The sequence below is a fragment of the Streptomyces sp. NPDC050997 genome (assembly GCF_040660135.1).
Taxonomy (GTDB): domain Bacteria; phylum Actinomycetota; class Actinomycetes; order Streptomycetales; family Streptomycetaceae; genus Streptomyces.
Map to the genome: position 1 here is coordinate 561022 of NZ_JBFAGK010000001.1, position 25407 is coordinate 586428.

Below are 25407 nucleotides of genomic sequence, written 5' to 3' on the forward strand. Positions count from 1 at the left end.
CCGGCCAACTGCCCGGCCCGGGTGGCTAACTGTTGTTCTTGATCACTTCGTTGATCTTGTCGGTCATCGTCTGGAGTTCGGAGAGCGGCTTCTTGCCCTGGATGATGTCCGGCCAGTAGGCGGTGATCAGGTCGTTCGACTGGCCGGCCCACTGGGTGGTGAATCGCACGCCGATGCTGGACGACGTGTCCAGTCCCGCCTTGACGGTGGACGCGACGGTCGTCAGGCCGGCCTTGTCGAGGGCGCCGAAGTAGGCGTCCTGGGCCGGGACGTAGGCCGGGACCGCCACCGGGGAGTCGGCCAGCACCTTGGTCCACACGGTGGAGTCGAGGTACTTGAGGACCTTGAAGGTGGCGTCCGCGTTCTGGGTGTACGACGGGGTGCAGATGCCCACGGCGTCGTACAGGGTGGCCGGCTTGTCCACCTGGGGGATGGGCGCGAACCCGTACTTGATCTTCGGTTTGTTCGTGAGGAAGCCGGCGGCCAGCCACTGGCCGCTCCACAGCATGGGGATCTCTCCGGCGGCGAACGGCGCCTGCTGGTTGCTGACGTCGTATCCGGGAGGTGCGATGGCACCGCTCTTGATGCCTGCCACGAGCTTGCTGACACCCTCGCTGTACTTCGCGTCGATGGTGGTCCTGGTGGGCTGGTGAACGGAGTCGGTGAAGGGCGCGCCACCGGCGGACATGGAGTACGTACTGAGGGTGAAGGGGCCGTCCAGGGCGGTCATGGCGTCGGCGACCAGGCCGTACTTGGCACCGTTCGCGTGCAGCTTGGCGGCGGCGTCGAACATCTGGTCCCAGGTCCACCCGGCGGCGGGCAACGCTATTCCAGCGGCCTTGAAGGCACCTATGTCGTACCAGATGCCGTAGGTGTTCATCAGCGAGGGGACGCCGCCGATCTTTCCGTCGGCGGTCTTCCAGTTCTTCATGGTGGAGGAGACGAAGCTGTCGGTCCCGAAATCACCGGAGCCGGAGAGCCTGGAGGACCAGTCGGTGAGCAGGCCTTGCTCGGTGTACTGCCGCTCGGTGTCGTTGCCGCACCAGAACAGGTCGGGCAGTTTCTTGGCCTGAGTCAGCGCGGCGAGCTTGTCGCTGAAGTTGCCGTTGGGTGTGTCGATCCGCTTGACCGTGATGTTCGGGTCGTGGAAGCCGGTCAGGGCCTTGTCGATGGCCTTGTTGGTCGCGTTCGACTCCCAGGTCATGATGGTGACCGTCGCCTTGCCGTCCGACTGCTTTCCGGAGGAGCCGCCGCAGGCCGCCGTTGCGAGCAGTCCCCCCGCCGCCAGCAACGCTCCGGCGACATGGATCGATCGTTTCATCATGGCCTCCTGGTACATGGCTCGTGCGTGGCTCGAATGCGGGTCGTATGTGGGTCGTATGTGGCTCGTATGTGGGTCGTCTGCGGGTCGTATGCGGGTCGTGGTGCGGATCAGCGCTGGTTGACGGTGCCCAGAGCGCTCAGGCCTTGGATGAAGTAGCGCTGCGCGACGAAGAACACGGCCAGTGGGGGGAGCATGTAGAGCAGGTTGGTGGCCATGTAGAGGTTCCAGTCCGGAGTCTGGCCGGCGAACGGGGCGACGAAGGAGGCCATGCCGACGCTCAGCGGCCACTTCTGCGACGAGTACAGATAGATGAGCGGGTTGAGGTAGTCGTTCCAGGACATCTGGAAGGCCAGGATGGACATCGTGATCCAGGCCGGCCTGGTGATCGGAAGCATGACGCTGACGAAGATCCGGAGGTGTCCCGCGCCGTCGACCTTGGCCGCCTCGTCGATGGAATGGGGAATCGACAGGAAGTACTGGCGGGCGAGGAAGATGAACAGCGGATTGCCGCCCAGAAAGGCCGGCACGATCAGCGGCAGCCACGTGTCGTACCAGCCGATGTCCTTGAACAGCTGGAACAACGGGATGATGCCGACCACCGGCGGCAGCAGCATGCTGCCGACGAAGACGTAGAACCAGACCTTCCGGCCGGGGAAGCGGAGCCGGGCCAGGGCGTATCCGGCCATCATCGAGGTCATGACGCCGCCGACCACCGACAGACCGGTGATGACGAGGGAGTTCAGCAGCAGCCGCGGGAAGTGGATCGCCTTCGGCCCGTCGATGAAGTTCTTGAAGTGGAACTCGTGGGGCAGCAGTTTGGGTGGGACTTCGAAGACCGCCGAGGGGCCCTTCAGCGCGACGGTGAGCATCCACAGGATGGGCAGGACCATCACCGAGCTGATCAGCAGCGCGACGGCGTACCAGGACGCCGTGCGTACGGTCCTGCCACGCGGCTTCGATGCCGGGGCTGTCGTCGGCGCCGTCGTCGGCGCCCTCGTGACGTCAGGAGACGTGGTCACTGTAGGTCCAAATCGACGAGAAGCGGGCGGTGGCGGCGATCACGACGACGATGCCGAGGAAGAGCACCCACACCTGGGCGGAGGCATAGCCGAACTGGGAGACCTGCCCGAGTTTGGGGAAGCCGTTGGCGTAGATCGACAGCATCAGCGTCCTGGTGCTGAACCCGGGACCGCCCAGGCCGTCCGGCGAGAGGATCTTCGGCTGGTTGAAGGCCTGAAGGGCGGTCACCATCTGCAAAACCACCTGGAGAACCATGATCGGGCTGATCAGCGGCAGGGTGATCCGGAAGAACACCGTCCAGGGGCCGGCGCCGTCGAGCCTGGCCGCTTCGTAGAGCTCGGTGGGGACGGCCTGGAGCGCGGCGAGAAAGATGATCATCGTGGAGCCGACGCTCCACAGCATGACGATCACGATCGAGGGCATCGCCGAGTTCGAACCGGACAGCCATTCGCTGGTGGGCAGGTGAAGCCACGTCAACGCCTGGTTGGCCAGGCCTACTTGTGGGTTGAACACGAACTTCCAGAGGGTGATCGTGGCCACCACGGGCAGGACGACCGGCAGGTAGCACAGGGTGCGCAGCAGGCGGACGCCCCGCATGCGCTGATTGCAGAACACCGCCAGGGCCAGCCCGATGGCCAGCGACAGCGGCACGTACAGCACGACCAGCAGCAGCGTGGCGCGCACCGAGGGCCAGAAGGACGGGTCGGTGGTGAACATCCTGCGGAAGTTGTCGAGGCCGATGAACTTCGGGTCCGACAGGCCGTTGTAGCTGGTCAGCGCGAAGTAGGCCGACCGGATCAGCGGATAGACGACGAACACCGTGAAGCCGATGAGAGCCGGTGCCAGGAACACGTACGCGGCCAGGGTGTCCGACGCCGGCTTCCTTCGCCGGCGCCATGGTCGCCCGAGGCGCCCAGGTCGTCCCTGCTCGGGCGGCCGATCCGCAGGTGGTGCGGTGGTTCGCGTCTCTTGGTGCGGAGTGGCTGTCACACGCGCTCACCTTCTCCCTCCGAGGAGTTGGCGATGACTCAGACTGGGCGGACCCGACCGTCTGGTGGTCTCCAGCTCCTTCAAGGTAACGTTTCCATTCCCTGTTGATCACACGGTGGCGCACGCCACAGAGGGAGTCAAGAGGCGCGATGGTAACGTTTCCCGGAGCAACATCCGGAACACTGTGGGCGGTTCCGGAGTCGCTGAGGGCACTCGGACGACGACTGGTCACCGAACTGCGGGGCAGCCCGGCAGCGGACATCGTCGAGAGTTGCCTGACCAACACGTGGACCACATCGATGAGTTGGGGCACCCCGCCATCAGACGTCTCGGACGTCTTCGTCAAGACCGGAGACATCCCGGCGATGTGGTTGCGTGACAGTACGGCCCAGGTCCGGCCCTACCTCGCCGTGGCCACGGATCCGGAGGTCGGCGACGTCCTGGTCGGCGTATCGCGCCGTCAGATCCGCTGCGTCCTGCTGGACCCGTACGCCAACGCCTTCAACGACGGACCCACCGGTGCGCACGGCGAGCCCGCCGACCGGCCCACGCCGGGCGATTGGGTGTGGGAGCGCAAGTACGAACTCGACTCCCTCTGCGCGCCGTTGCAGTTGGCGTACGCGATCCGGCGGGCGACCGGTCGCGAGGACCACCTCGACGAGGCCTTTCACCGTGCCGCCTGGACGATCGTCCGGCTGTGGCGGGCGGAGCAGTCCCACACACACTCGCCCTACTGGTTCGTCCGGCCCTCCGGCCCCTTCGCCGGTGACAGCCTTCCCCAGGGCGGCCGCGGAGCCGGCGTCCGGCGGACCGGTATGACGTGGTCGGGCTTCCGGCCGAGCGACGATCCCTGCCGACACGGCTATCTCGTCCCGGCCAACGCGCTGGCATCGGCGAGCCTGCACGGGCTGGCCGAACTGGCCGCCTCCGCCCTCCGCGACGCGGAACTCGCCCGCGAGTCCCGGAGGTTGGCCGACGAGATCGACGCCGGAATCCTCGCGCACGCGGTGACCGAGGTCGACGGCGCATCCGTACTCGCCTACGAGGTGAACGGCCTCGGCGCGGCGCTGCTCGGCGACGACGCCAACCTCCCCAGTCTGCTGAGCCTCCCCCTGAGCGGCTGGTGCGCACCGGAGGACCCGCTCTATCAGGCGACCCGGCGTCTTGCGTTCTCCGCGGCGAACCCATCGTTCTTCAGCGGCAGTTACGCGTCCGGCGTCGGCAGTACGCATACACCGGACGGTCATGTCTGGCCGCTGGCGATCGCCACCGCCGGCCTGACCGGCGACGCGAACGCCGCTGCGCAGGCCCTGGACACACTGGCGGCCACGACTGCCGGCACCGGCCTGATGCACGAGAGCTTCCATGTCGACGACCCGGGCCGGTTCACCCGGGACTGGTTCGGCTGGGCCAACGCCATGTTCTGCGAACTCGCCCTCGACCTGTGCGGGGGCGGCGTGCGGCACCTGTTTCCCGTGCACCCGCGGACCCTGCCCGCCGCGCCGAGCGCGGGAAGCGGACCCGCCTGACCTGCGTCAGTGGCCGAGACGGCGACCGCCGGGACCGGCGCCGTCACCGCAACCACCCTGAGGAGCCTGCCGTGTTGTGCCTGCCCGACACCGTCCACGTCATGACCGACGACACCCGGCCGCACACGGCGGCTCCGGCCACCGAAGGTGTCTGGACGGTGCGCGGCACCCAGGTCACCGCCGAGCGGACGTCCAACGGTCTGCGGGTGTGCGCCCGCGCGGGCGCCGAGGGCCTGTCACGGATCGTGCTGCGCTGGAGGCACAACACACCCGGAGGCGCACGGATCCTCGGAGATGCCTGGGAGCGCGGGTACGGCGATCTTCAGTGGCGGACGCTGCAGCCGGATCGCGCGCTGCCCTGGTACGTCCTGATCACCGGTGCGTCCGGGGGGACGACGACCGGATGGGGGGTACGTACCAGAGCCGGCGCCCTGTGCTCCTGGACGGTCGACGAGGACGGCATCACCCTCTGGGCGGATGTGCGCAGCGGCGGCCTGCCGGTGCTGTCGGGTGAGCGAGTACTGGACGTGGCCACGGTGGTGACCGCCGCGGCCCCGACACCGTTCGCCGCACACGAAGCGCTCAGCACCGTCATGAGCCCGGACCCCCTGCCTTCCCCAGGCCCCGTCGTGGGCAGCAACAACTGGTACTACGCCTACGGACGCGGCTTCGGCCCCGACGCGGTACTGAGGGACGCGCGGACGGTCGTGGAGTACGCCGACGGGCATCCCGTCCGCCCGTACTGCGTGATCGACGACGGCTGGACCGAGGGCGGCGGATCCGCGCCCGGCGGCCCCTGGGACACCGGGCTGCCGGGCGTGTTCGACGACATGGCGGACCTGGCCGCCCGCATCACGCAGACCGGTGCCCGGCCGGGCCTGTGGTTCCGACCGCTGCTCTCCCGGACCGAGACCGCCGCCGTCCGGCCCGGCATGCTGAGGGACGCCGGTTTCCCCCTCGACCCGTCACTGGACGTGGCACTTGAGACGGTCGCCGGGGACGTGACCCGGTTCCGGCGATGGGGGTACGAACTCATCAAGCACGACTTCTCCACGTACGACGTGTTCGGCCGCTTCGCCGCCGGCTCCCCGGCCGAACTCGCCTCGCCGGGCTGGTCGTTGGCCGACCGGTCCTTGACGAGCGCCGAGATCCTGGTCCGCCTGTACCGCACGATCGCCGAGGCCGCCGGGGACACGGTGGTGATCGGCTGCAACACGGTCGGCCATCTGTCCGCGGGCCTGGTGCGGGTACAACGGTCCGGCGACGACACCTCGGGCCGCAGCTGGGAGCGGACCCGGCGCATGGGCGTGAACACACTCGCCTTCCGGCTGGCCCAGCACAACAGGTTCTTCACCGTGGACGCGGACTGCGTGCCCTGCACACCGCAGACGGACTGGAATCTCAACCGGCAGTTCCTGGACCTCGTGGCGCGCTCCGGTACAGCCCTGTTCGTCTCGGTGGACCCCGCCGCCCGCACCGACCGCACGGACACCGACCTTGCGGCAGCCATCCGGGTCGCGCTGGACGGCGGGACACCCGGCGGCGTCGAACCCCTCGACTGGCTGTCCACCACGGCTCCCCGTCGCTGGCGGGCCGGTGCGGAGACGCTCGTCTACGACTGGGCCGAAGCCTGGGGAGCGACGCCCCTGCCGGTATGAGTGCGCCGAACTCCCCCCTGCCGCTCCTGGTCTTTCGCTCGGCCCTGGTCCCGACGCCTCACCGCACCACCGCCTCCAACCAGAATGCCTTGCCCTTCGAGGTGTTCTCGGACAGGTCGACCGGCAGTCCCTCGGTGCGCAGCTGCTCGCCCGTGAACTCCCCCTTCGCGGCGTGGGCCTGGCTGCCGTCGTCATCGATCGTGATGTCGGTGACGGCGTAGGTCGTACGGCCCTTCAGCCAGCGCACCTTCGCATCGACGGTGGTCTGGGGTGTTCCGGCCGCGGTCGCGATGAGGAGGGCGGTGCGGCGGGGGGCGTCCGTCCACATCCACACGTACGGGCCCTTGCTGCTGTCCCACTCCGTCGTGTCCCAGCCCTGGCCCAGGTGGACGGGCAGGAACTGGCCGTCCGTCAGGGCGGTGATCTCGGGCCGCCTGCGCCAGGCGTTGAAGACGCCCATCAGTTTCACCGCCGCCTCCGGCCACTTGCTCGGGTCGCCCGGATCCTGGCCGAACTTGACCGCCCGGACGGCCATGTAGGAGTAGTAGTCCTCCATGCGGCCGGTCATCCTGCCGCCGTTCATGTACGTCGCCCCCATCGGCAGGTGCCCGAACGCGGTGAGCGCGGTGCGCAGCGACAGGTCCTCTCCGGTGACGCCTCCGTTGGAGGTGTTCCAGCCGTTGTACGCGATGTGCAGCAGGCCGTTGTTGCGGTCGCCCTGGGTGGGGGCGATGTCGAGTTCGCTGGTGAGCTTGGGCAGGTACTGGGGGTTCTTCGTCACCAGGTCGTTGAGCATGGTCCGGGTGAGGATCGCCTTGCGGTAGACGTTGTCACTCGGGTGGGAGTAGGCGGTCGTCTGCTCGTTCTGCCAGTACTCGGTGAGGTCGATCATGTGCTGGGTGACGCCGTAGTCGTTGAGCAGCGTCTCGATCTGGCCTCGCTTGTAGGCGAGTTGGGCCGGGTCGGCGAGGTCGCGGCCCTTGAGGTGGCCGTCTCCGGTCAGGGAGAACCAGAGGCCGAAGCCGAGTCCGTTGTCCTTGAGGGTCCTGGAGAGCGTGGCCAGGCTGGTGATGGACTTCTTCATGGAGTCGCTGGGTTCGATGGAGTCGCGCGTGGTGTTCCAGTAGTCGTCGAGCATCACCATGTCGAGGCCCGCCCGCCTGGTCTGCGGGATGACGGTGTCGTAGTAGTAGCCGGCGGGAAGTTCGTGGCCCGGGCCGCCGCGGTAGTCCCAGTCGTTCTGGTGGAAGAGCGTGGTCGTGTGGTGGTACTTGAAGCGCTTGTGGAAGTGCAGTTCGTCGGCCGTCTTGCCGTCGACGACGTCGCCCTTGAAGACCGTGAGGTTCACCGCGAGGTACTCGAACTCCTCTTCCGGCCGCAGCGTCAGTCGCAGAGATTCGGGGTGCGTGTCCACGGAGACGGTGTCCTGCTCGTGCCAGGCGTTGATGCCGGCGAACGGCGGCAGCATGTAGTCGGTCGGGTAGTTGCCGTTGCCACGCTGCGTCTTCCAGTTGAGCTCGGGACTCACGCTCCAGCCGTGCCCCGTGTCGTACACGGTGAGGGCCTTCTTCGGCCAGGATCCGCCGACGGGGTCGGTGCTCAGCGACCCTCGGGTGCTGAACCACTTCATGTTCGGGACGTAGTGGAGGGTGTGCGGCTCGTCCGGCAGCCGTAGGTCGATCACTCTTGAGCGGGTGAGGGTGAGTTCGCGGGCCGGGTCCTCGTTGCGGACGAGGGTGAAGTAGCGCAGGCCCGCGTCTGCGTCGTAGATCTCGAAGACCAGGGTGACGCGGAACGGGCGGGGTGCGGTTCTGCGCAGGGGGATGCGGACGCGCTCCCCGACCCGCCAGGAGCTTTCCTTCGTGCGTACGGTGATGAGCTCCCTGGTCGTCGCTCCCAGGCGCCAGCCTCCGTCGTCCGCGCGGACGGTGTCGGTGCCGTCGAGTTCGTGGGCGAAGAGCGACGAGGGGGCGCTCAGGTAGTCGCTTCCGGCACGCTTGTTGAGGATCCGTGTGAGGTGGATACCGCCGTTCCGGTAGGTCACGGTGGCGCGCAGGGAGTCGTTCTCGAAGGTCCAGTCTCTGGATCTGTGCCGGATGGTGTCCGACACCGCGGCGGCGGGTCCGGCGCCTGCGGCAAGGAAGGCGGCCGAGGCCGCGCCGAGGAAGACACGGCGGCTCACAGGGGGCACGGCGGAGGTCACCTTTCGTCGGAGGAACGGTCGTCGACCGGACGGATGACAACGTTGCCATTACGACGGACAGGCACCGGGAGGAAGATCACAGTGGTGCGCATCATCGCGAGGAATTCTCCGTCAGGCGAGCGAGACATGGCGCGGGAAAGCGGCCGATCGGGCTGTGCGGGGTGAACGGTAGACGACAGCAAGCGCTTTCACCTTCGGGGAACCTAGGCGGCGTTCGACCAGTCGGTCAATGGGGCTGCAGGAATTGGACCAGGTGTGCACGCATCGATCGTCAGGCGTGATCCGCCGAGTGCCGCAAGGGGCTCCAAGAGTCTTGACGTGCACACAGTGCGGCCACAGAATGACGGCACACTCTGACAACGTTGTCGAAGGGTTCGTCAATGTCGCAGCACCTGGGGTTCACCCGCCGTCAGGCCATACAGCTGATCGGCGCCACCGGTACCGTGGCCGCCTTCCCGCTCGCCCTGGGTTCGGGCCGGGCCTGCGCCACGACAACCACCTCCACTCCAGGAGCGGACCATGTCTCCGACACGTACTACCGCGTCCTGCTCTCACACACCCGGTGGTCGGAAGGGCAATGGGACCCGGCCCAAGGCCACTACACCGACAAGGACTTCGGCTTCGGCGTCGTACTCGGCAACGCCGTCCTGCTGACCCGTGGCCCGTACGACGCCGAGCGTGCCGGAGTCGACAAGGACACCCTGCGCGCCAGGACCCTCGCCACCGTGAAGCACTTCGCGGCATCCAACCGGCTGACCGGCGGCACCCAGTGGGGGCGGAAGCTGTTCTGGGACACCACGTTCCAGTCGTACTTCGTGCTCGCGGCCCGCCTGTTGTGGGACGACCTCGACGAGGCGACGCGCCGGAACGTCGACACCATTGCCCGCGAACAGGCGCAGTACACCACCCAGTTGGGCACGGCCGATGATCCCGACTCCGCCGGCTGGACCCCGCACGGCCTGAGCGGGGGATTCGAAGGCGACACCAAGTTGGAGGAGATGGGGGTCTATACCCAGGCACTGGCCCCCGGTCTGGCCTGGGCGAGCGACGACCCGCGGTACGAGGCATGGCGCGCCGCGTTCGGCCGGTGGAGCCGCAACGAGGCAGGCCTGCCGGCCGCCGACCTCGCCAACCCGGTCCGCGTGGACGGGGTCGCCGTCAGCGCGAACACCGCGCAGAACCTGTACGACACGTTCATCGTCGAGAACCACGGCTCGTTCGGCCCGCACTATCAGGAAGAACTCTGGCGTACTTCGGGACGCAACAGCGCCCACTTCCTCGCCGCGGGCCGGGACCTGCCCGAGGTGCTCACGGCGCAGCCGAACGCCGGGCCGTTGTGGCGCACCCTGCTCGGCGTGATGAGCGACGCCGGAGAGCCCTTGATGCCGATGGTCGCCGATCGCGAGCACCTCTACGGCCGGGACGTCATTCCGCTCGCCTTCCTGGCCCAGGTCGTCGGCGACCGCGCGGCGGCCCGCTGTGAACTGGCCCTGGCCGAGCGCCTGGAGGCGTATCAGGAGTACCCGCCGCAGTACCGCCTCGCGAAGTTCTCGGGCGAGCCCAAGTACGAGCCGGAGGCCCGGGCCGAACTCGCCATCAGCTACCTGCTGCACGAGTGGCGGGCCCGGTCGGGGCAAGCACCCGTACATCCCCTGTCACAGCGCGAGCTCCTCGAGCAGGCGAGCGGCGTCACCGACTACGGCTCGGGTCCCGGCCTCGTCTCCCACCAGTCGCCGGGCGCGTGGTCCGGTGTGGTCAGCAAGTCCGGCTTCGTGAAGTTCGCCTGGCAACCCGCCCATGACGACTGGCTTTTCGCACTCAGCGGTACGACTCCGATGTTCCTGCCAAGCACCGGCGCCAAGGTCACTGGGCGTTCGGTCGCCACGTACTCGCGCCCGCGGGACGGGTTCGACGGCAGCGCGAGCCTGCTGACGCTCGACCACGGATACGCGGGGTTCACCACGTTGCCGTCCGGCGCCGTCGTGTACGCGACCTCCGGGACGGCGTACGGCGAAGGCCACATCGAGGTGCACAACCTGAACATGCCCGGGATGCCGGGGCTGGACGGAAGCCGCGCGTACCGGGCGGCCGAAGGCAGCACGACGATCGCGGCACAGGCCGACACCTCGGCTCCCGCCGCCGGCCCCCGGGTCGACGAACTCACCTTTCCTCGCGGCCGGTTCCGCCATCTGCGGATGCTCGGGACCCGCCCCGACCCGTCGTACGGCTATTCGCTGTACGCCTTCGAGATACGCGACGGAGCCACGGGCGCCGACCTGGCGCGCGGCGCCGGGGCGACGGCCTCCGCGTCCTCCTTCGACCCGGGCAAGGAGCCCGTACTCGCGGTCGACGGCGACGGCTCGACCCGTTGGGCGGTGTCCCGTACGGACCGTCCTCGCGTGGACAGTTGGATCACCGTCGATCTGGGCGCGGCCCTGGACGTGGACCGGGTGACGCTGCGCTGGGAGACCGCGGCGGGCCGCGCGTACCGGATACAGGGATCGGTCGACGGGCAGCAGTGGACCGACCTCGTCGCCTGGCCGCGGGCGGACCTCACCAGCCGCTCCGGCTGGCTGGACATCGACGGCCGTGCCGGTCTCGTCGTGCGCGGCGGTACCAACCCGATCTCGGTGTACGGCGACACGGTCGTCCTCTCCGACGGACCGGCCGAGGGCCTTCTGGTCGAGGGACTCCCGGGCGCGACGCCTGATCGGCTGCGCGCCGCAGCCGCCCGGAAGAGCCCCTCGGTGCAGTCCGCCCAGGTGAAGGCCGCTCTCACCGACGACTACCTGAGCCTGTTCAACCTCTCCTCGGATCCGGTGACCACCACAGTGACGATCGCGGGGTCACGCTCCGACGGAATCCGCCTGTACGAGGGTGTCCAGACCGTCACCGAATCGGGTACGGCCTATCGAGCCGAACTGTCCGCCGCTTCCGCCGTGCTGTTGCCTGCGCGCTTCGTCCTCTCCGGAGAGCGCGTTCCCGTCGGTCTGCGCGCCGAGGCGGTCGACGGCCGCACGGTGCGACTCGGCGGGCCCTCCTGCCACGTCACCGTCTCCGCTCAGGGTAAGAGCCTCGACGCCACGGTCCGTGCGGGCCGTACGACCACGGTCACCGTGCCGCGCGCCACGGCGTACCCGCTAGCCGATCTCGCACTCGGCCGCCCCGCCTTCCCGACCGCACCGTTGCCGCCCGGCATGACGGACCCGAACGCCGCGGTCGACGGAGACGAAGGCACCGCGTGGACCCCCGGCCCGGACGGTCGGATGGTCGTCGACCTGGGTGCCGAGCGGCACATCACGGAGATCCGCACTCAGTGGCGGGGCGGGCACATCCCGGCAACCCAGGCCGAGTTCAGCAGGGACGGCCGTACATACACCGGAGCGGCACGGCTGACGGCGCGGGGAGTGCTGCGCACCGACAGCACGGCCCGCTATGTGGCACTCCGAGTCACCGCCCCGGCCGGAGGCCACACCGCACTCACGTCCCTCACCATCACCTCATGACCTGAGGAGCACTCCCCCGAGGAGTGGGATGCCAGGAAGGAGATCAGAAGGAACGGTCTGGCTGTAGTCACTGAGGTACGCCGTCCGAAATCGTAGGGGTCTGTTCGCAGTTGGGCCTTTTCTGCGTTCGGAACGGGAGAAAGCGAACTGACAACGTTTTCGGACTCGAGTGGAGGCCTACGTGCACGCAGGAACGCACCGGTTCAGACGCAGACTGCTGGCGTTGCTCGCCGCAGCTGTGAGCGCCACCGTGGCACTCGGAAGTCCCACTCTCCCGGCCGCGGCGGCCACTGAGAGCGCGGCGGCCACGTCGTGGAACGTGACGCACAGGGCGGGAGAGCCCGGCGACGACCTGACCGCGCACCTACAACTCGACAACACACGAGGCACCTTGTCGCTGGGCGTACGTCGGGGCAGCACCACGGTGCTCGAACCCGCCCCGGTCGGCATCACCACCGATGCCTCCGACCTGACCGCCGGTCTGCGGCTTCGTGGCCACATCGTACGGAAAGTGACCGAACGGTACTCCACGACGACCGGCAAGCAGCGCCGGCGTGTGGCCCATATGACCGAGGCGCGGTTCTCCTTCGCCAAGGACGATGGTGCCCGGCTCGACCTGGTCGTCCGTGTCTCGGACGACGGGTTCGCCTACCGCTATGTCCTGCCCGGCGACGACGAGGTGACGGTGCTCGGCGAGGCTTCCGCCTTCCAGGTGCCGGATGAGGCCACGGCGTGGCTGATGCCGTACACACCCAACTACGAACGGCCCCGCACCGAAACCACCGCCGCAGGCGCCGCGGCGGGCGACTACGCGTACCCCTCGCTCTTCCGGGTCGGCGAGTCCTACGTCCTGCTCACGGAGTCGGACGTGGACGGTCGTTATGCCGGCAGCCGTCTCGCGCACGACGCCGGAAGCGGCCGCTACACCGTGGAACTCGCCGACGACCGCATCGCCTCGTCAGGCCCGCTGGCCACGCCGTGGCGCACCGCCGTCATCGGAGACCTGGCCACCGTCACGGAATCCACCCTCGTCGACGACCTGGCGCCCGACTCCCGGGTGGCAGACACCACGTGGATTCGCCCGGGCAAGGTCGCCTGGTCCTGGCTGGCCGGCTTCGGCGCCGCGCAGCGCAGCCTGGAGACCCAGCAGCGGTTCGTCGACTACAGCGCCGCCCACGGCTGGGAGTACACGCTGGTCGACGACGGGTGGAAGACCGAGGACTGGATGCCGCGGCTCATCGAGTACGCGCAGCGGCGTGGCGTGAAGATCCTGGTGTGGATGCACTGGTCCGATCTGGACACGGCCGCCGAACGCGAAGAGACCCTGGACAGGGTCAAGGAGTGGGGCGCGGCCGGGTTGAAGATCGACTTCATGGATTCGGACGCGCAGGAGCGCTTCCGCTGGTACGACGACATCCTTGAGGCGACCGCCGAACGGCACCTGCTGGTCAACTTCCACGGATCGACCATCCCGCACGGCATCCAGCGCACCTGGCCGCACGTCATGTCGATGGAGGCGGTCTACGGTGCCGAGCAGGGCAACGTGTCTCTCGCCGACGTCACCACACTGCCGTACACCCGGAATGTGGTGGGATCCATGGACTACACGCCCATGGGATTCCAGTTCGGCACCCGCAACACCTCGGAGGCCGCGGAACTGGCCCTGTCCGTCGTGTACGAGTCCGGCTTCCAGGACTTCGCGGGTTCGGTGGAGGCGTACCGTTCCCGTCCTGAACTCGAACGGTTCCTGGAGCAGGTACCGACCGTCTGGGACGAGACGCGGCTGCTGTCCGGGCGCCCCGGTGACGGGGCGACCTTCGCACGGCGTAACGGCGACCGCTGGTTCGTCGGCGACGTCACCGCCGCCGGGCCTGCCACGCGGCGCGTACCGCTGGACTTCCTCGGCGATGGCCGCTGGCGGCTGGAGGTCCTGCGTGACGGATCGGACGGCCTGGTCCGCGAGACCCGGGTCGCCGACCGCCACGACGTCCTGACGGTTCCCACGTCGGCGGGCGGCGGATTCGCCGCCCTGATCTGCCGTGCCCTGCCCGGCCGCACCACGTGCGACCGGCCCGTGGACCGCATGCCGTTGACCGACTTGTCGGCCACACCGCAGAAGGCGGAGGCGGATGCGGGGACAACGGTCGATGTCGAAGGCACGTTCCAGGTGGAGGACTTCGGTCCGGCGCGCGACGCCACCGTGCGGGTGAACGCCCCGCAGGGGTGGACGGTCACGGACGGCACCGCTCACGCCGACGAACTCGCTACCGGCGCCGCGCTCAGCACGCGCGCCACCGTGTACGTCCCGTCCGACGCGGCGTACGGCTACCACGATGTGGTGGTCAGCGTCTCCTACTGGGCTCCGGGCGAGAAGGCCGGCGTCCCCGCACTGCGCCAGGAGCGGACGGTACGGGTGTTCGTCGCACCGCCGGGAGTGGACTACGTGAGCGATCTGCCGTTCGCAGAGGAGCGCAACGGCTGGGGGCCGGTCGAACGCGACGCCTCGAACGGAGAAAGCGCCGGAGGTGACGGCGGTCCCCTGCGCATCCGCGGCACCGCGTACGACAAAGGCCTCGGCATGCATGCCACGGCCGAGGTGTCCGTCGACGTCGGTGGCGCGTACGACCGTTTCCGGGCTCACGTGGGTGTCGACGACGAGGTCGGCGGCGCGGCCACGGTCGTCTTCGAAGTGGTGGGTGACGGGCAACTGCTCGCACGAACCGAGGTGATGACCCCCGCGGACGCCGCTCGCGCACTCGACGTCGACGTCAGTGGGGTGCAGCGCCTGACGCTGCGCGTCACCGACGGCGGCGACGGCATCAACTTCGACCACGCGGACTGGGCGGACGCACAACTGCATCAGGTCACCACCGACACCACTGAATAGCGGCATTTCGAGGGTCGGCGGCAGTGCCGGCCCTCGGGCGCCACGGCGACCCCTACGAGGTGCCCGGCGACCTGACCTGGCCCCTGACCCCGAGCAGCGTGGCGATGTCTTGATTCTCGCCACCGGCGACGACGCCGTCCGGCTCCTGGAGCACCTCTACCGGCACGGGGGAGAGCGCGCGTCGGGCCCTCGTGTCCAAGCCTTGCGCCAGATCATGGTGCAGAACTATCACCGCGACGCCGCGGGACGCCTGCGCTGGCGCACCGCCGAGTCCGAGGACGGACCCGGGCTGCCGCCCTCGTCCCGGGCGATCGTCTCCCCCTACGACACCTCGGCCCGCTATGCCCGCCACGGGCACATCATCAACTGGAAGGGGTTCTCCGCCCATCTGACTGAGACGTGTGCTCCGGACGGCCCAAACGTGATCACGGACGTGGCCACCACCGCGTCCACCACCCATGACAGCAAGGTCCTGCCCGGCATCCACACCCGCCAGCAGCACCGTGGCCTGCTGCCCGCCGAGCACCTGGTCGACAGCGGCTACACCTCCCTGCCCCACCTGGAGCAAGCCGCACGTGACCACCAGGTCACCGTCTCCGGGCCACTCCGCAGCAACCCCACCCGGCAACACCGCCGCGGCGAGGGCTTCGCCCGCGACGACTTCCACATCGACTACGACCGCCGGCAGGTCACCTGCCCTCAGGGCCAGGTCAGCCAGGGCTGGCACGGCCCCTACCCGACCTCCTCACCCACCGCGGCCCCGCTGATCGTGGCCAGGTTCACCAAAAGCCAGTGCCACCCCTGCCCGGCCCGGCCCGCACCCAGTGCACCACCTCCCGCGAAAGCACCCGCACCGTTGGCTTTCCCCCACGAGAACTCCGCGACCTGCAACTCCGCGTCCGTGCCGAGCAACAGACTCCCGACTGGAAGACCCGCTACGCGGTCCGCTCCGGAGTGGAGGGAACGGTCAACGAGTTCGCCCACGGCCACGGCATGCGCCGCTGCCGCCACCGAGGACAGAGCAAAGCCCACGTCCAGCACGTCCTGACCGCCATCGCCATCGCCATCAACATCGAGCGTCTCAGCGGTCTCCCACCGACCGAGGAAGCACCCCCTCCCCGCCGACCGACCGCCTTCCAGAACTACCTCGACCAGCGCGAATTCCCCCGGCCAAAATCCTGGCGCACCCTGGGCACCTGACCTCGGCAACTCCAAGATCCCCGACAGAGTCAAGCTAGCGGCGCTCGTTCGCCACACGCTCGCAAGGACAGAAGGACCCCGCACCTGGTACCAGGTGCGGGGTTCTTCGTCGTCGTAGGATGCGCAGCTCCGCTCCGGGAACAGATCGCCTGCGATCATGGTCACAGACGGCGTCTTCCGCACCGTCGAGCGCGAGTGCCCCGCCCCCCGCGCGCGAGATGCAGGGGCAGGGCACTCGTTCACATCAGGTCAAGAACCGGCAAGTTGGCGCAGCACGTAGTGCATGATGCCGCCGTTGCGGTAGTAGTCCGCCTCGCCGGGGGTGTCGATGCGGACCACCGCGTCGAAGTCGACGCCCGTGTCGGTGGTGACCTTGACCGTGCGCGGGGTGGTGCCGTTGTTGAGCTCCTCGACGCCGGTGAAGGAGAAGGTCTCCTCGCCGGTCAGACCGAGGGACTCGGCGGTGGCACCCTCCGGGAACTGGAGCGGGAGGACGCCCATGCCGATGAGGTTCGAGCGGTGGATGCGCTCGTAGGACTCGGCGATGACGGCCTTGACGCCGAGGAGCGCGGTGCCCTTGGCGGCCCAGTCGCGGGACGAGCCGGAGCCGTACTCCTTGCCGGCCAGGATGGCCAGCGGGGTGCCCTGCTCGATGTAGTTGCGCGAGGCGTCGTAGATGAACGACACGGGCGCGTCGGGCTGCGTGAAGTCGCGGGTGTAGCCGCCTTCGGTCCCCGGCGCGATCTGGTTGCGCAGGCGGATGTTGGCGAACGTGCCGCGGATCATGACCTCGTGGTTGCCGCGGCGCGAGCCGTAGCTGTTGAAGTCACGACGCTCCACACCGTGCTCGGTGAGGTACTTGCCGGCCGGGGTGTCGGCCTTGATCGCACCGGCCGGGGAGATGTGGTCGGTGGTGACCGAGTCGCCCAGCTTGGCCAGGACGCGCGCGCCGGAGATGTCGGAGACCGGGGTGGTCTCCATCGTCATGCCCTCGAAGTACGGGGGCTTGCGGACGTACGTCGACTCCGCGTCCCACTCGAAGGTGTTGCCGGTCGGGATCGGCAGCGCCTGCCACTGGGCGTCGCCCGCGAAGACGTCCTGGTAGGACTTGTTGAACATGTCCTCGCCGATGGCGTTCGCCACGACGTCGTTGACCTCGGCCTCGGAAGGCCAGATGTCCTTGAGGTAGACCGGGTTGCCGTCCTGGTCGATGCCCAGGGCGTCCTTGGTGATGTCCACCTTCATGGACCCCGCGAGGGCGTACGCGACGACCAGCGGCGGGGACGCCAGGTAGTTCATCTTGACGTCGGGGTTGATCCGGCCCTCGAAGTTCCGGTTGCCGGAGAGGACCGAGGTGACCGCGAGGTCGTGGTCGTTGACGGCCTTGGAGACCTCCTCCGGCAGCGGGCCGGAGTTGCCGATGCAGGTGGTGCAGCCGTAGCCGACGAGGTTGAAGCCGACCTTGTCGAGGTACGGGGTCAGGCCCGCCTTGTCGAAGTAGTCGGTGACGACCTTCGAACCCGGGGCGAGGGTGGTCTTGACCCACGGCTTGCGGGTCAGGCCCTTCTCCACGGCCTTCTTCGCGACCAGCGCGGCGGCGACCATGACGTACGGGTTGGAGGTGTTGGTGCAGGAGGTGATGGCCGCGACCGTCACCGCGCCGTGGTCGACCTCGTACGTCGAGCCGTCGGGGGCGGTCACCGTGACCGGGTTGGACGGGGCGCCGTTCGGGGCGACGGCCGGGGCGTCGGAGGCCGGGAAGGACTCCTTGCCCGCCTCGTCGACGTCGTCGACGTAGTTGCGGACGTCCACCTTGAACTGCTCGGCGGCGTTCGCGAGGACGATGCGGTCCTGCGGGCGCTTCGGGCCGGCGATCGAGGGGACGACCGTGGAGAGGTCGAGCTCCAGCCTCTCGGAGAAGTCCGGCTCGGCCTTCGGGTCCAGCCAGAGGCCCTGCTCCTTGGCGTACGCCTCGACGAGCGCGACCTGCTGCTCGGAGCGGCCGGTGAGCTTGAGGTACTTCAGGGTCTCGCCGTCGATGGGGAAGATCGCGGCGGTGGAGCCGAACTCCGGCGACATGTTGCCGATGGTGGCGCGGTTCGCGAGGGAGGTGGCGGCGACGCCCTCACCGTAGAACTCGACGAACTTGCCGACCACGCCGTGCTTGCGGAGCATCTCGGTGATGGTCAGCACGAGGTCGGTGGCGGTGGTGCCGGGGGGGAGCTCACCGGTGAGCTTGAAGCCGACGACGCGCGGGATGAGCATCGAGACCGGCTGGCCGAGCATCGCGGCCTCGGCCTCGATACCGCCGACGCCCCAGCCGAGGACGCCGAGGCCGTTGACCATGGTGGTGTGCGAGTCGGTGCCGACGAGGGTGTCGGGGTAGGCCTGGCCGTTACGGACCATGACCGTGCGCGCCAGGTGCTCGATGTTCACCTGGTGGACGATGCCGGTGCCCGGCGGGACGACCTTGAAGTCGTCGAAGGCGGTCTGGCCCCAGCGCAGGAACTGGTAGCGCTCGCGGTTGCGGCCGTACTCCAGCTCGACGTTCTGGGCGAAGGCCTCGTTGGTGCCGAACTTGTCGGCGATGACGGAGTGGTCGATGACCAGCTCGGCCGGGGAGAGCGGGTTGACCTTCGCCGGGTCTCCGCCGAGCTCCTTGACGGCCTCACGCATGGTGGCGAGGTCCACGACACAGGGCACACCCGTGAAGTCCTGCATGATCACGCGGGCCGGCGTGAACTGGATCTCCTGAGAGGGCTGGGCCTGCGAGTCCCAGCCGCCGAGGGCGCGGATGTGGTCGGCGGTGATGTTCGCGCCGTCCTCCGTGCGGAGCAGGTTCTCGAGCAGGACCTTGAGGCTGTACGGAAGGCGGGCTGATCCCTCCACCTTGTCCAGCCGGAAGATCTCGTACGACTCGTCGCCCACCTGCAGCGTGCTGCGGGAGTCGAAGCTGTTCGCCGACACGACAGTCTCCTTCATTTCTGTGCGCTTACCACCGCATCCTGCCGCCACGCCCTCTTGGCTCATCCGCTGAGGTAAGGCTAAGTTAGGTAGGCCTTACTGGAGTGGCGACTGCGGCACGCCTCGGCAGATATCTCGATGTCGAGATAACTCTAGTACATGGGCGCGGGATGGTCATGCCCGGGCCCCTGTGACCGCTGTCATCCGACCCAGCCGTCTGACGACGAACTCAGTCGCTCGGACTTCCTTGCCGGGGAGGCCAGGCGTGTGAGGTGACGCGCTGGAGCGGGGCCGGGCGGCCGTACGGCCGGGTTCGAGGACGTGACTCCGGTGCGGCCGTTTCGCTGGTCGCGGGGTGAGCACCATTTCGCAGACCCCGGCCTACTTCGTGCGCCCAGCTGACGCCTCGGCGGCCGTCGTCTGTCCGTGCGTATGACCTGACGGGTTCCGAGGGCAAGGGGGCGATCACGGCGGGGGGCGGAATGGTGTCGGGGATGTCCCGCATGGTGATGGTGAGACCGGGCAGCTCGTGCGGATGGCGACGGGGCCGGACTGACCGAGATTCAGCCCAGTGGGCCCGCCGCCGGCACGGAGATCAAGTCGCGCGGCGACCACCGCGGGTTTCACGAGTCCTTGGCGGAGACGAGGAAGTCGCTCCGGGCGGAGGGGAAGACAGGGAGGCAGGCGCCGCTCAGCCCAGTACGTCGCGCAGCAGTCTCGCGGCCTTCACCACCTGGCTCGATCCGGTGCGCGCCGCGGCCCTCGTGACCTCGGGGATCTCCCCCTTCGCCGCGCAGCGCGAGGCGCAGTCGACGCTGAGGGCGAGCAGCGCTCCGGTGCCCCGGACCACGGGGTCGCGCAGCAGGTGGGGCAGGGCGACTTCGAGCACGGACCAGACGGTGGCATACGCGCCCGTCTCGGCCGCCGTACGCAGGGACGCAGTCACCCGGTTCGCCTCGATCCACTTACTGCGCAGCATCTCGGCCAGCTGCCGTCCGAGCAGGTCGGCGTTCAGTTGCCCCCGCCCGGCGGCCTCCGACGAGCGACTGCGCCTGCCCCCCGAAGACGGCTACCACCGGTACTTCGACTGGCAGCGACTGCGCGACCAGGTCCTCATCCCGCTCACCAGTGGCACGGCAGCGGTCTACCGGTGCTACGACTGGTCGACGGGTGCGCTCGCCGAGGAGGAGACCCGTGTTTCCCGGTCGGGTACGGTCATCGTCGAAGAAGTCTTCGCCGCCCGTCCGGAACTGGCCGGCTACTACGACCTGACCGTCTACGTCGACACACCGCGCGAGACGTGCTTGCGACGCCAGTACGCCCGCGGAGACGACCACGGCCCCGGCGACTGGACCGAGCGCCGGCGCGCCGCCGAAGAGCACTACCTCGCCGCGACACAGCCCGCCACCCAAGCCGACCTGACGGTCAAGGGCTTCTGATTTTCGCCTACCCACTGACCTGCTCACTGACCTGCTCGCGGACCTGCTCGCGTACCTACTCACGGAGTGGAATCGACATGCCTGACGGATGGCAGTGGGACAGCACCCTGTTCCGGGGAAGCGCGGCCCATTACGAGCGCGGCCGACTGCCGTACGCGCCGGGCTTCGCCGAAACGCTGGCCACGGCCCTCGGCCTGGACGGCCGCGGGCGACTCCTCGACGTCGGCTGCGGGCCGGGGATCGTGACGCTCGCGCTGGCACGCTTCTTCGCCGAGGTGATCGGACTCGACCCGGACGAGGACATGCTGGCCGAGGCCGAACGACAGGCCACCCGTCGCGGAGTGACCAACGCGCACTGGGTGGCCGCCCGCGCCGAAGACCTTCCGGCCGGCCTGGGCGAGCTCCGGGTGGTGGCGTTCGCCCAGTCCTTCCACTGGACGGATCGTGACCGGGTTGCCGCCACGGTGCTGGAGATGCTGGAACCTGGCGGCGCGTTCGTCCACATCAGCGACCTGAAGAATCCGCCCGCCGACCCGACGCCGCTGCCGCTGCCCACTCCTCCCTACGCACAGATCAGCGACCTGGTGCGTCGATATCTCGGTCCGGTACGCCGCGCGGGGCAGGGAACGCTCGTCAACGGCACGCCCGGCCGGGAGGATCTCGTGCTGGCGCGGGCCGGGTTCGAGAACTTCGAACGGCATGTCGTGCCGGCCGGGGACGTGGTGAGCCGCACCGCCGACTCCATCGTGGCGTGGACGTTCTCCCGATCCGACTCCGCCCCTCACCTGTTCGGCGACAGGCTCCCGGAGTTCGAGCGGGACCTGCGGGAGGTGCTTCGGCAGGCGTCGCCCGACGAGCTCTTCGCCGAGCGTCCTCCGTCGACCGAGATCATGACCTGGCGCAAACCCGCATCGTGAGCGGTGACGGTCATGTCCCGGCGCCTTCCGGGTATCCGGTAGGGAACGAAAGGGGGCGGGAATGCCGCTTACGTTCCGCAAGAGTTTCCGGATCCTTCCCGGAGTGCGCCTGAACATCAACAAGCGCTCCTGGTCCATCACCACCGGCGGCCACAAGGGTCCGCGGCACACGCACAGCAGCACAGGACGTCGTACGACATCGATGGATTTGCCCGGACCTTTCGGGTGGCGTCGTACCCATAACGCCAAACGGCGATGACGGCCCGTCACCCGAATGGACCACCTGAGAGGCGCCATCTCATATCTGAGATAACCTCAACCTCATGGCAGACGACTACCTCGTACGTATCGGCAGGCTCATCCGTGACGCCCGGCAGCATAGGGGCTGGACACAGGCGCAGCTTGCCGAGGCGCTCGGCACCAGTCAGAGCGCCGTCAATCGCATCGAGCGCGGCAATCAAAACATCAGCCTTGAGATGATCGCTCGAATCGGTGAAGCACTGGACAGCGAAATCGTCTCTCTGGGCTATGCGGGCCCGATGCATCTGCGGGTGGTCGGCGGTCGTCGGCTGTCCGGCGCCATCGACGTGAAGACGAGCAAGAACGCGTGTGTGGCACTGCTGTGCGCCTCCCTGCTCAACAGGGGGCGCACGGTGCTGCGCCGGGTGGCCCGCATCGAGGAGGTGTACCGCCTGTTGGAGGTGCTCAACTCCATCGGCGTACGCACCCGCTGGATCAACGACGGCGTCGACCTGGAGCTGGTGCCGCCGGCCGAGCTGGACATCGCGGCGATCGACGCGGACGCCGCCGTACGGACGCGGTCCATCATCATGTTCCTCGGTCCGCTGCTGCACATCATGGACCGCTTCAAGCTGCCGTACGCCGGCGGCTGCGACCTCGGTACGCGGACCATCGAGCCGCACATGATCGCGCTGAGTCGGTTCGGGCTGGACATCGCGGCGACGGAAGGGCAGTACCACGCGGTCGTCGACCGTGCCGTGCGTCCGAGCCGGCCGATCGTGCTGACCGAGCGCGGGGACACGGTCACGGAGAACGCGCTGCTGGCCGCCTCGCGGCACGACGGCGTCACCGTCATCCGCAACGCGTCCTCCAACTACATGGTCCAGGACCTGTGCTTCTTCCTGGAGGCGCTCGGCGTCAAGGTCGAGGGAATCGGCACCACCACGCTCACCGTGCACGGCGTTCCCCACATCGACGTGGACGTCGACTACTCCCCCTCCGAGGACCCGGTCGAGGCGATGAGCCTGCTGGCCGCCGCCGTCGTCACGGAGTCGGAACTGACGGTCCGCCGGGTGCCGATCGAGTTCCTGGAGATCGAGCTCGCGGTCCTGGAGGAGATGGGCCTCGACCACGACCGCACACCGGAGTACCCCGCCGACAACGGCCGCACCCGGCTGGTGGACCTCACCGTCCGGCCCTCCAAGCTGGAGGCGCCGATCGACAAGATCCACCCGATGCCCTTCCCCGGCCTGAACATCGACAACGTCCCCTTCTTCGCGGCCATCGCGGCCGTGGCCTCGGGCAAGACACTGATCCACGACTGGGTCTACGACAACCGCGCGATCTATCTCACCGACCTCAACCGCCTCGGCGCGCGCCTCCAACTCCTCGACCCGCACCGGGTGTTGGTGGAGGGCCCGACCCGCTGGCGAGCCGCCGAGATGATGTGCCCGCCGGCCCTGCGGCCCGCCGTGGTCGTACTGCTCGCGATGATGGCGGCGGAGGGCACGTCCGTGCTGCGGAACGTGTACGTCATCAACCGCGGGTACGAGGATCTGGCCGAGCGGCTGAACTCGATCGGGGCGCAGATCGAGATCTTCCGCGACATCTGAAAGTCTTCCGGAACAACGCCACTACACCCCTCCTGACCTGCATATATGTGAATCAGGAGGGGATTCCGCGGCGCCTGTGGACTTCTCTGGGACTTTGAGCCGGGACCGAGCGACTGTCAGCCTGAGAGGTTCAGGTCAGGTTCCTCGGCTCACTGTCCTGCGTACGGGCCCTCGGAGCGTCCAGCGAGCGTCATGGCCAGCCGTCCGTCCCTCCCCTCTTCAGGCGGAACAGGCTGGCACGCCCAGACACCCTGCACGAGCCCGCTCCCGCTCACCGCGGATGCAGGCTCGCGCATCATGGTCCTTGCCGCTCCCCCGACCGCCATAATGGAGTCATGCCCTCCAGCCCACAGCACCCCGCACCGACGCCGAGCGGCCTCTCAGGCGCGGTCGCCGAGGACCTCGCGCTGTACCGGGAGAAGTTCCGGCGGCGTCTGCCGGAGTCACTGGACGAGCTGCACGGTCCGACCCAGGGGATCGTGGATCTGCCGCTGCACGTGGCTTGGTCGGGGATGACGTCGTACGACTTGAGCAAGCCTCGTCAGCGCATGGGCCTGTACCGCACCGTCCTGCATGAGGGCCTGCGTGATGACCTGCCCCGGTATCTCGACCGGGACTTGCTCCTCCAGTTGTGGCCGGTGCTGCGCACACTCGTCGGTCGTACCGTGAAAGAGCGCTTCTTGCCGGCCTGCGCCTGAGAAGGCGACCGGGTACTCGACATCGGCTTCCGGCACGGTGACATCGATGAGCAGGTCCCAGAGTTTCCCGGGTCGGGCATCACCTGGACCTCGATGACGACCCTGGCTGCGGTTGGCTGGGGCCAGTTGCGGTGGTCGGTGCGTTTGAGCCGGTAGTTGGACATCTTGCGTTTGACGACGCGGGGCTGGGTGCGCGACTCGACATACTGCTGGTTCGGCGAGGGCGCGCGGAGGATCTGGTGTCGGCGAACTCCCTGACACCCCTACCCGACACGCGCGTGATCGATGAACGCGGTCAACGCGTCCACAGTCGCGTCGGGCTGCTCCTCGGGAATGAAGTGGCCGGCTTCCGGGATGACGACGCCGGTCACGTTCTCCGCCCAGGGGCTGAGGGAGGCGGCCATGTCGGGGATCGAGCCGTGGGAGCTGGAGATTCCCAGGACGGGGATGGTCAGGTGCCCGCCTCCGGAGGCGAGAGCGTCACGGTTTTCGCGCGCTGATTCCGCGGCGTCGCGGAAGTAGGCGAGAGCCGCGCGGAGCCCTCCCTCGGCTGCGATGGAGGCGGCGTAGTAGTCGATGTCGGCGCTGTCGAGCGTGTTCGGGGACAGCGTCTTGGCCCTCAAGAACCAGCCCACGTAGTCACGTTCGCGGCCGGTGATCAGCGTCTCGGGCAGTTCGGGAACCAGATGGAACGCCAAGTGCCAGGTTTTCCAGGCGCGTTCGGGATCCGTGGGGATGGTGTCCGGGAGGGTGATTCCGGGGATGCCGGCGTCGAGCAGGGCGACGCCGTGCAGGCGGTCCTGGTACCTCAGGGCGAGCGAGAAGGCAACGCAGGCCCCGATGTCGTGGGCGGCGAGCCAGTACTTCGGCACGTTGAGCGCGGTCAGCGCGGCCTGGACGCGCGAAGCGAGAGTGTGAGTGTCGTAGCCCCCTTGGGGGCGATCGGAGTGGCCCTGTCCCGGCAGGTCGACCGCGATCACGTGGAAGCGCTCGGCAAGGCGCGGCATCGCCTTGTGCCAAGCCCACCAGGTCTGCGGGAATCCGGCGAGCAGCACGACGCTGGGGCCGCCCGACCGGCCGCCTTCCACGGCGTGAAGCCGGATTCCTTCCGCGTCGACCCAGCGGTGAGTGAAACCCGCGAGGTCACGCAGCGGCAGCCCGGGGACGCGGTCCGGGTCGGGAGAGCCGTTCGGGGCGATGGCAGTGCCGGTCATGCCTC

At 68.5% G+C, this 25407-nt stretch carries 17 protein-coding genes; 10 read left to right on the top strand and 7 right to left on the bottom strand.

The features are described from left to right. Nucleotides 1–25: 25 nt before the first annotated feature. The 3 genes from AB0H86_RS02390 to AB0H86_RS02400 form a co-directional block, all read right to left on the bottom strand. Complete coding sequence (locus tag AB0H86_RS02390; RefSeq protein ID WP_362431932.1) at nucleotides 26–1321, bottom strand: extracellular solute-binding protein; 1296 nt, start codon at nucleotides 1319–1321, stop codon at nucleotides 26–28. Nucleotides 1322–1431: 110 nt separating this feature from the next. Then, complete coding sequence (locus AB0H86_RS02395; protein WP_362431935.1) at nucleotides 1432–2343, bottom strand: carbohydrate ABC transporter permease; 912 nt, start codon at nucleotides 2341–2343, stop codon at nucleotides 1432–1434. Beyond that, nucleotides 2327–3196, bottom strand: coding sequence for a sugar ABC transporter permease (locus AB0H86_RS02400; protein WP_362431938.1), 870 nt, complete (start codon nucleotides 3194–3196; stop codon nucleotides 2327–2329). The genes AB0H86_RS02395 and AB0H86_RS02400 overlap by 17 nt, the downstream gene beginning before the upstream one ends. 287 nt (nucleotides 3197–3483) lie before the next feature. Between AB0H86_RS02400 and AB0H86_RS02405 the strand changes: the two genes are divergently transcribed. Beyond that, nucleotides 3484–4863 carry a glycoside hydrolase family 125 protein gene (locus AB0H86_RS02405; RefSeq protein ID WP_362431941.1) on the top strand — a complete coding sequence of 460 codons (1380 nt, stop codon included), beginning with the start codon at nucleotides 3484–3486 and terminating at the stop codon, nucleotides 4861–4863. A gap of 101 nt (nucleotides 4864–4964) precedes the next feature. Next, entirely contained in the window at nucleotides 4965–6521 is a 1557-nt protein-coding gene (locus tag AB0H86_RS02410) for a hypothetical protein (RefSeq protein WP_362431944.1), read from the top strand. Between the two features lie 58 nt (nucleotides 6522–6579). Here AB0H86_RS02410 and AB0H86_RS02415 read toward each other — a convergent pair whose 3' ends face one another. Beyond that, on the bottom strand, nucleotides 6580–8712 hold the full coding sequence (locus AB0H86_RS02415; RefSeq protein ID WP_362431946.1) for a hypothetical protein: 2133 nt from the start codon (nucleotides 8710–8712) through the stop codon (nucleotides 6580–6582). Between the two features lie 392 nt (nucleotides 8713–9104). Between AB0H86_RS02415 and AB0H86_RS02420 the strand changes: the two genes are divergently transcribed. From AB0H86_RS02420 to AB0H86_RS02430, 3 genes are all read left to right on the top strand, one after another. Continuing rightward, a complete protein-coding gene (locus tag AB0H86_RS02420; protein WP_362431949.1) occupies nucleotides 9105–12230 on the top strand; it encodes a discoidin domain-containing protein in 3126 nt (1041 codons plus the stop codon). A 181-nt stretch (nucleotides 12231–12411) separates the two neighbouring features. Next, the gene (locus AB0H86_RS02425) at nucleotides 12412–15117 is read left to right on the top strand and encodes a glycoside hydrolase family 97 catalytic domain-containing protein (protein ID WP_362431951.1); all 2706 of its coding nucleotides are present in this window, start codon (nucleotides 12412–12414) and stop codon (nucleotides 15115–15117) included. Nucleotides 15118–15909: 792 nt separating this feature from the next. Continuing rightward, complete coding sequence (locus AB0H86_RS02430; protein ID WP_362431953.1) at nucleotides 15910–16317, top strand: transposase; 408 nt, start codon at nucleotides 15910–15912, stop codon at nucleotides 16315–16317. Nucleotides 16318–16566: 249 nt separating this feature from the next. On the opposite strand, the gene acnA is transcribed toward AB0H86_RS02430, so the two are convergent. Together acnA and AB0H86_RS02440 are read right to left on the bottom strand one after the other, a co-directional pair. Beyond that, complete coding sequence (acnA, locus tag AB0H86_RS02435) at nucleotides 16567–19284, bottom strand: aconitate hydratase AcnA (RefSeq protein WP_362431956.1); 2718 nt, start codon at nucleotides 19282–19284, stop codon at nucleotides 16567–16569. 688 nt (nucleotides 19285–19972) lie between these two features. Further along, complete coding sequence (locus AB0H86_RS02440) at nucleotides 19973–20170, bottom strand: hypothetical protein (RefSeq protein WP_362431959.1); 198 nt, start codon at nucleotides 20168–20170, stop codon at nucleotides 19973–19975. Nucleotides 20171–20180: 10 nt separating this feature from the next. Between AB0H86_RS02440 and AB0H86_RS02445 the strand changes: the two genes are divergently transcribed. The 5 genes from AB0H86_RS02445 to AB0H86_RS02465 all read left to right on the top strand — a co-directional run bounded on the left by AB0H86_RS02445 (nucleotide 20181) and on the right by AB0H86_RS02465 (nucleotide 24188). Then, nucleotides 20181–20720 (top strand): hypothetical protein, encoded by a 540-nt coding sequence (locus AB0H86_RS02445; protein WP_362431961.1) that lies wholly within the window; start codon nucleotides 20181–20183, stop codon nucleotides 20718–20720. 77 nt (nucleotides 20721–20797) lie between these two features. Further along, entirely contained in the window at nucleotides 20798–21637 is an 840-nt protein-coding gene (locus AB0H86_RS02450; RefSeq protein ID WP_362431964.1) for a class I SAM-dependent methyltransferase, read from the top strand. 61 nt (nucleotides 21638–21698) lie between these two features. Beyond that, nucleotides 21699–21896 carry a DUF4236 domain-containing protein gene (locus AB0H86_RS02455; RefSeq protein ID WP_362431966.1) on the top strand — a complete coding sequence of 66 codons (198 nt, stop codon included), beginning with the start codon at nucleotides 21699–21701 and terminating at the stop codon, nucleotides 21894–21896. A 64-nt stretch (nucleotides 21897–21960) separates the two neighbouring features. Beyond that, nucleotides 21961–23490, top strand: a complete 1530-nt coding sequence (locus AB0H86_RS02460) for a UDP-N-acetylglucosamine 1-carboxyvinyltransferase (RefSeq protein WP_362431969.1) — start codon at nucleotides 21961–21963, stop codon at nucleotides 23488–23490. Between the two features lie 335 nt (nucleotides 23491–23825). Continuing rightward, entirely contained in the window at nucleotides 23826–24188 is a 363-nt protein-coding gene (locus AB0H86_RS02465; RefSeq protein WP_362431971.1) for a hypothetical protein, read from the top strand. 263 nt (nucleotides 24189–24451) lie between these two features. Here AB0H86_RS02465 and AB0H86_RS02470 read toward each other — a convergent pair whose 3' ends face one another. Then, the gene (locus AB0H86_RS02470; RefSeq protein ID WP_362431973.1) at nucleotides 24452–25402 is read right to left on the bottom strand and encodes an alpha/beta hydrolase; all 951 of its coding nucleotides are present in this window, start codon (nucleotides 25400–25402) and stop codon (nucleotides 24452–24454) included. Nucleotides 25403–25407 lie beyond the last annotated feature (5 nt).

Excerpts from the sequence above, each read along its gene's own strand:
- AB0H86_RS02390 (WP_362431932.1), bottom strand. The coding sequence starts at position 1,321 with ATGAAACGATCGATCCATGTCGCCGGAGCGTTGCTGGCGGCGGGGGGA.
- AB0H86_RS02405 (WP_362431941.1), top strand. The coding sequence starts at position 3,484 with ATGGTAACGTTTCCCGGAGCAACATCCGGAACACTGTGGGCGGTTCCG.
- AB0H86_RS02410 (WP_362431944.1), top strand. The coding sequence starts at position 4,965 with ATGACCGACGACACCCGGCCGCACACGGCGGCTCCGGCCACCGAAGGT.
- AB0H86_RS02420 (WP_362431949.1), top strand. The coding sequence starts at position 9,105 with ATGTCGCAGCACCTGGGGTTCACCCGCCGTCAGGCCATACAGCTGATC.
- AB0H86_RS02450 (WP_362431964.1), top strand. The coding sequence starts at position 20,798 with ATGCCTGACGGATGGCAGTGGGACAGCACCCTGTTCCGGGGAAGCGCG.
- AB0H86_RS02455 (WP_362431966.1), top strand. The coding sequence starts at position 21,699 with ATGCCGCTTACGTTCCGCAAGAGTTTCCGGATCCTTCCCGGAGTGCGC.
- AB0H86_RS02460 (WP_362431969.1), top strand. The coding sequence starts at position 21,961 with ATGGCAGACGACTACCTCGTACGTATCGGCAGGCTCATCCGTGACGCC.
- AB0H86_RS02465 (WP_362431971.1), top strand. The coding sequence starts at position 23,826 with ATGCCCTCCAGCCCACAGCACCCCGCACCGACGCCGAGCGGCCTCTCA.
- AB0H86_RS02470 (WP_362431973.1), bottom strand. The coding sequence starts at position 25,402 with ATGACCGGCACTGCCATCGCCCCGAACGGCTCTCCCGACCCGGACCGC.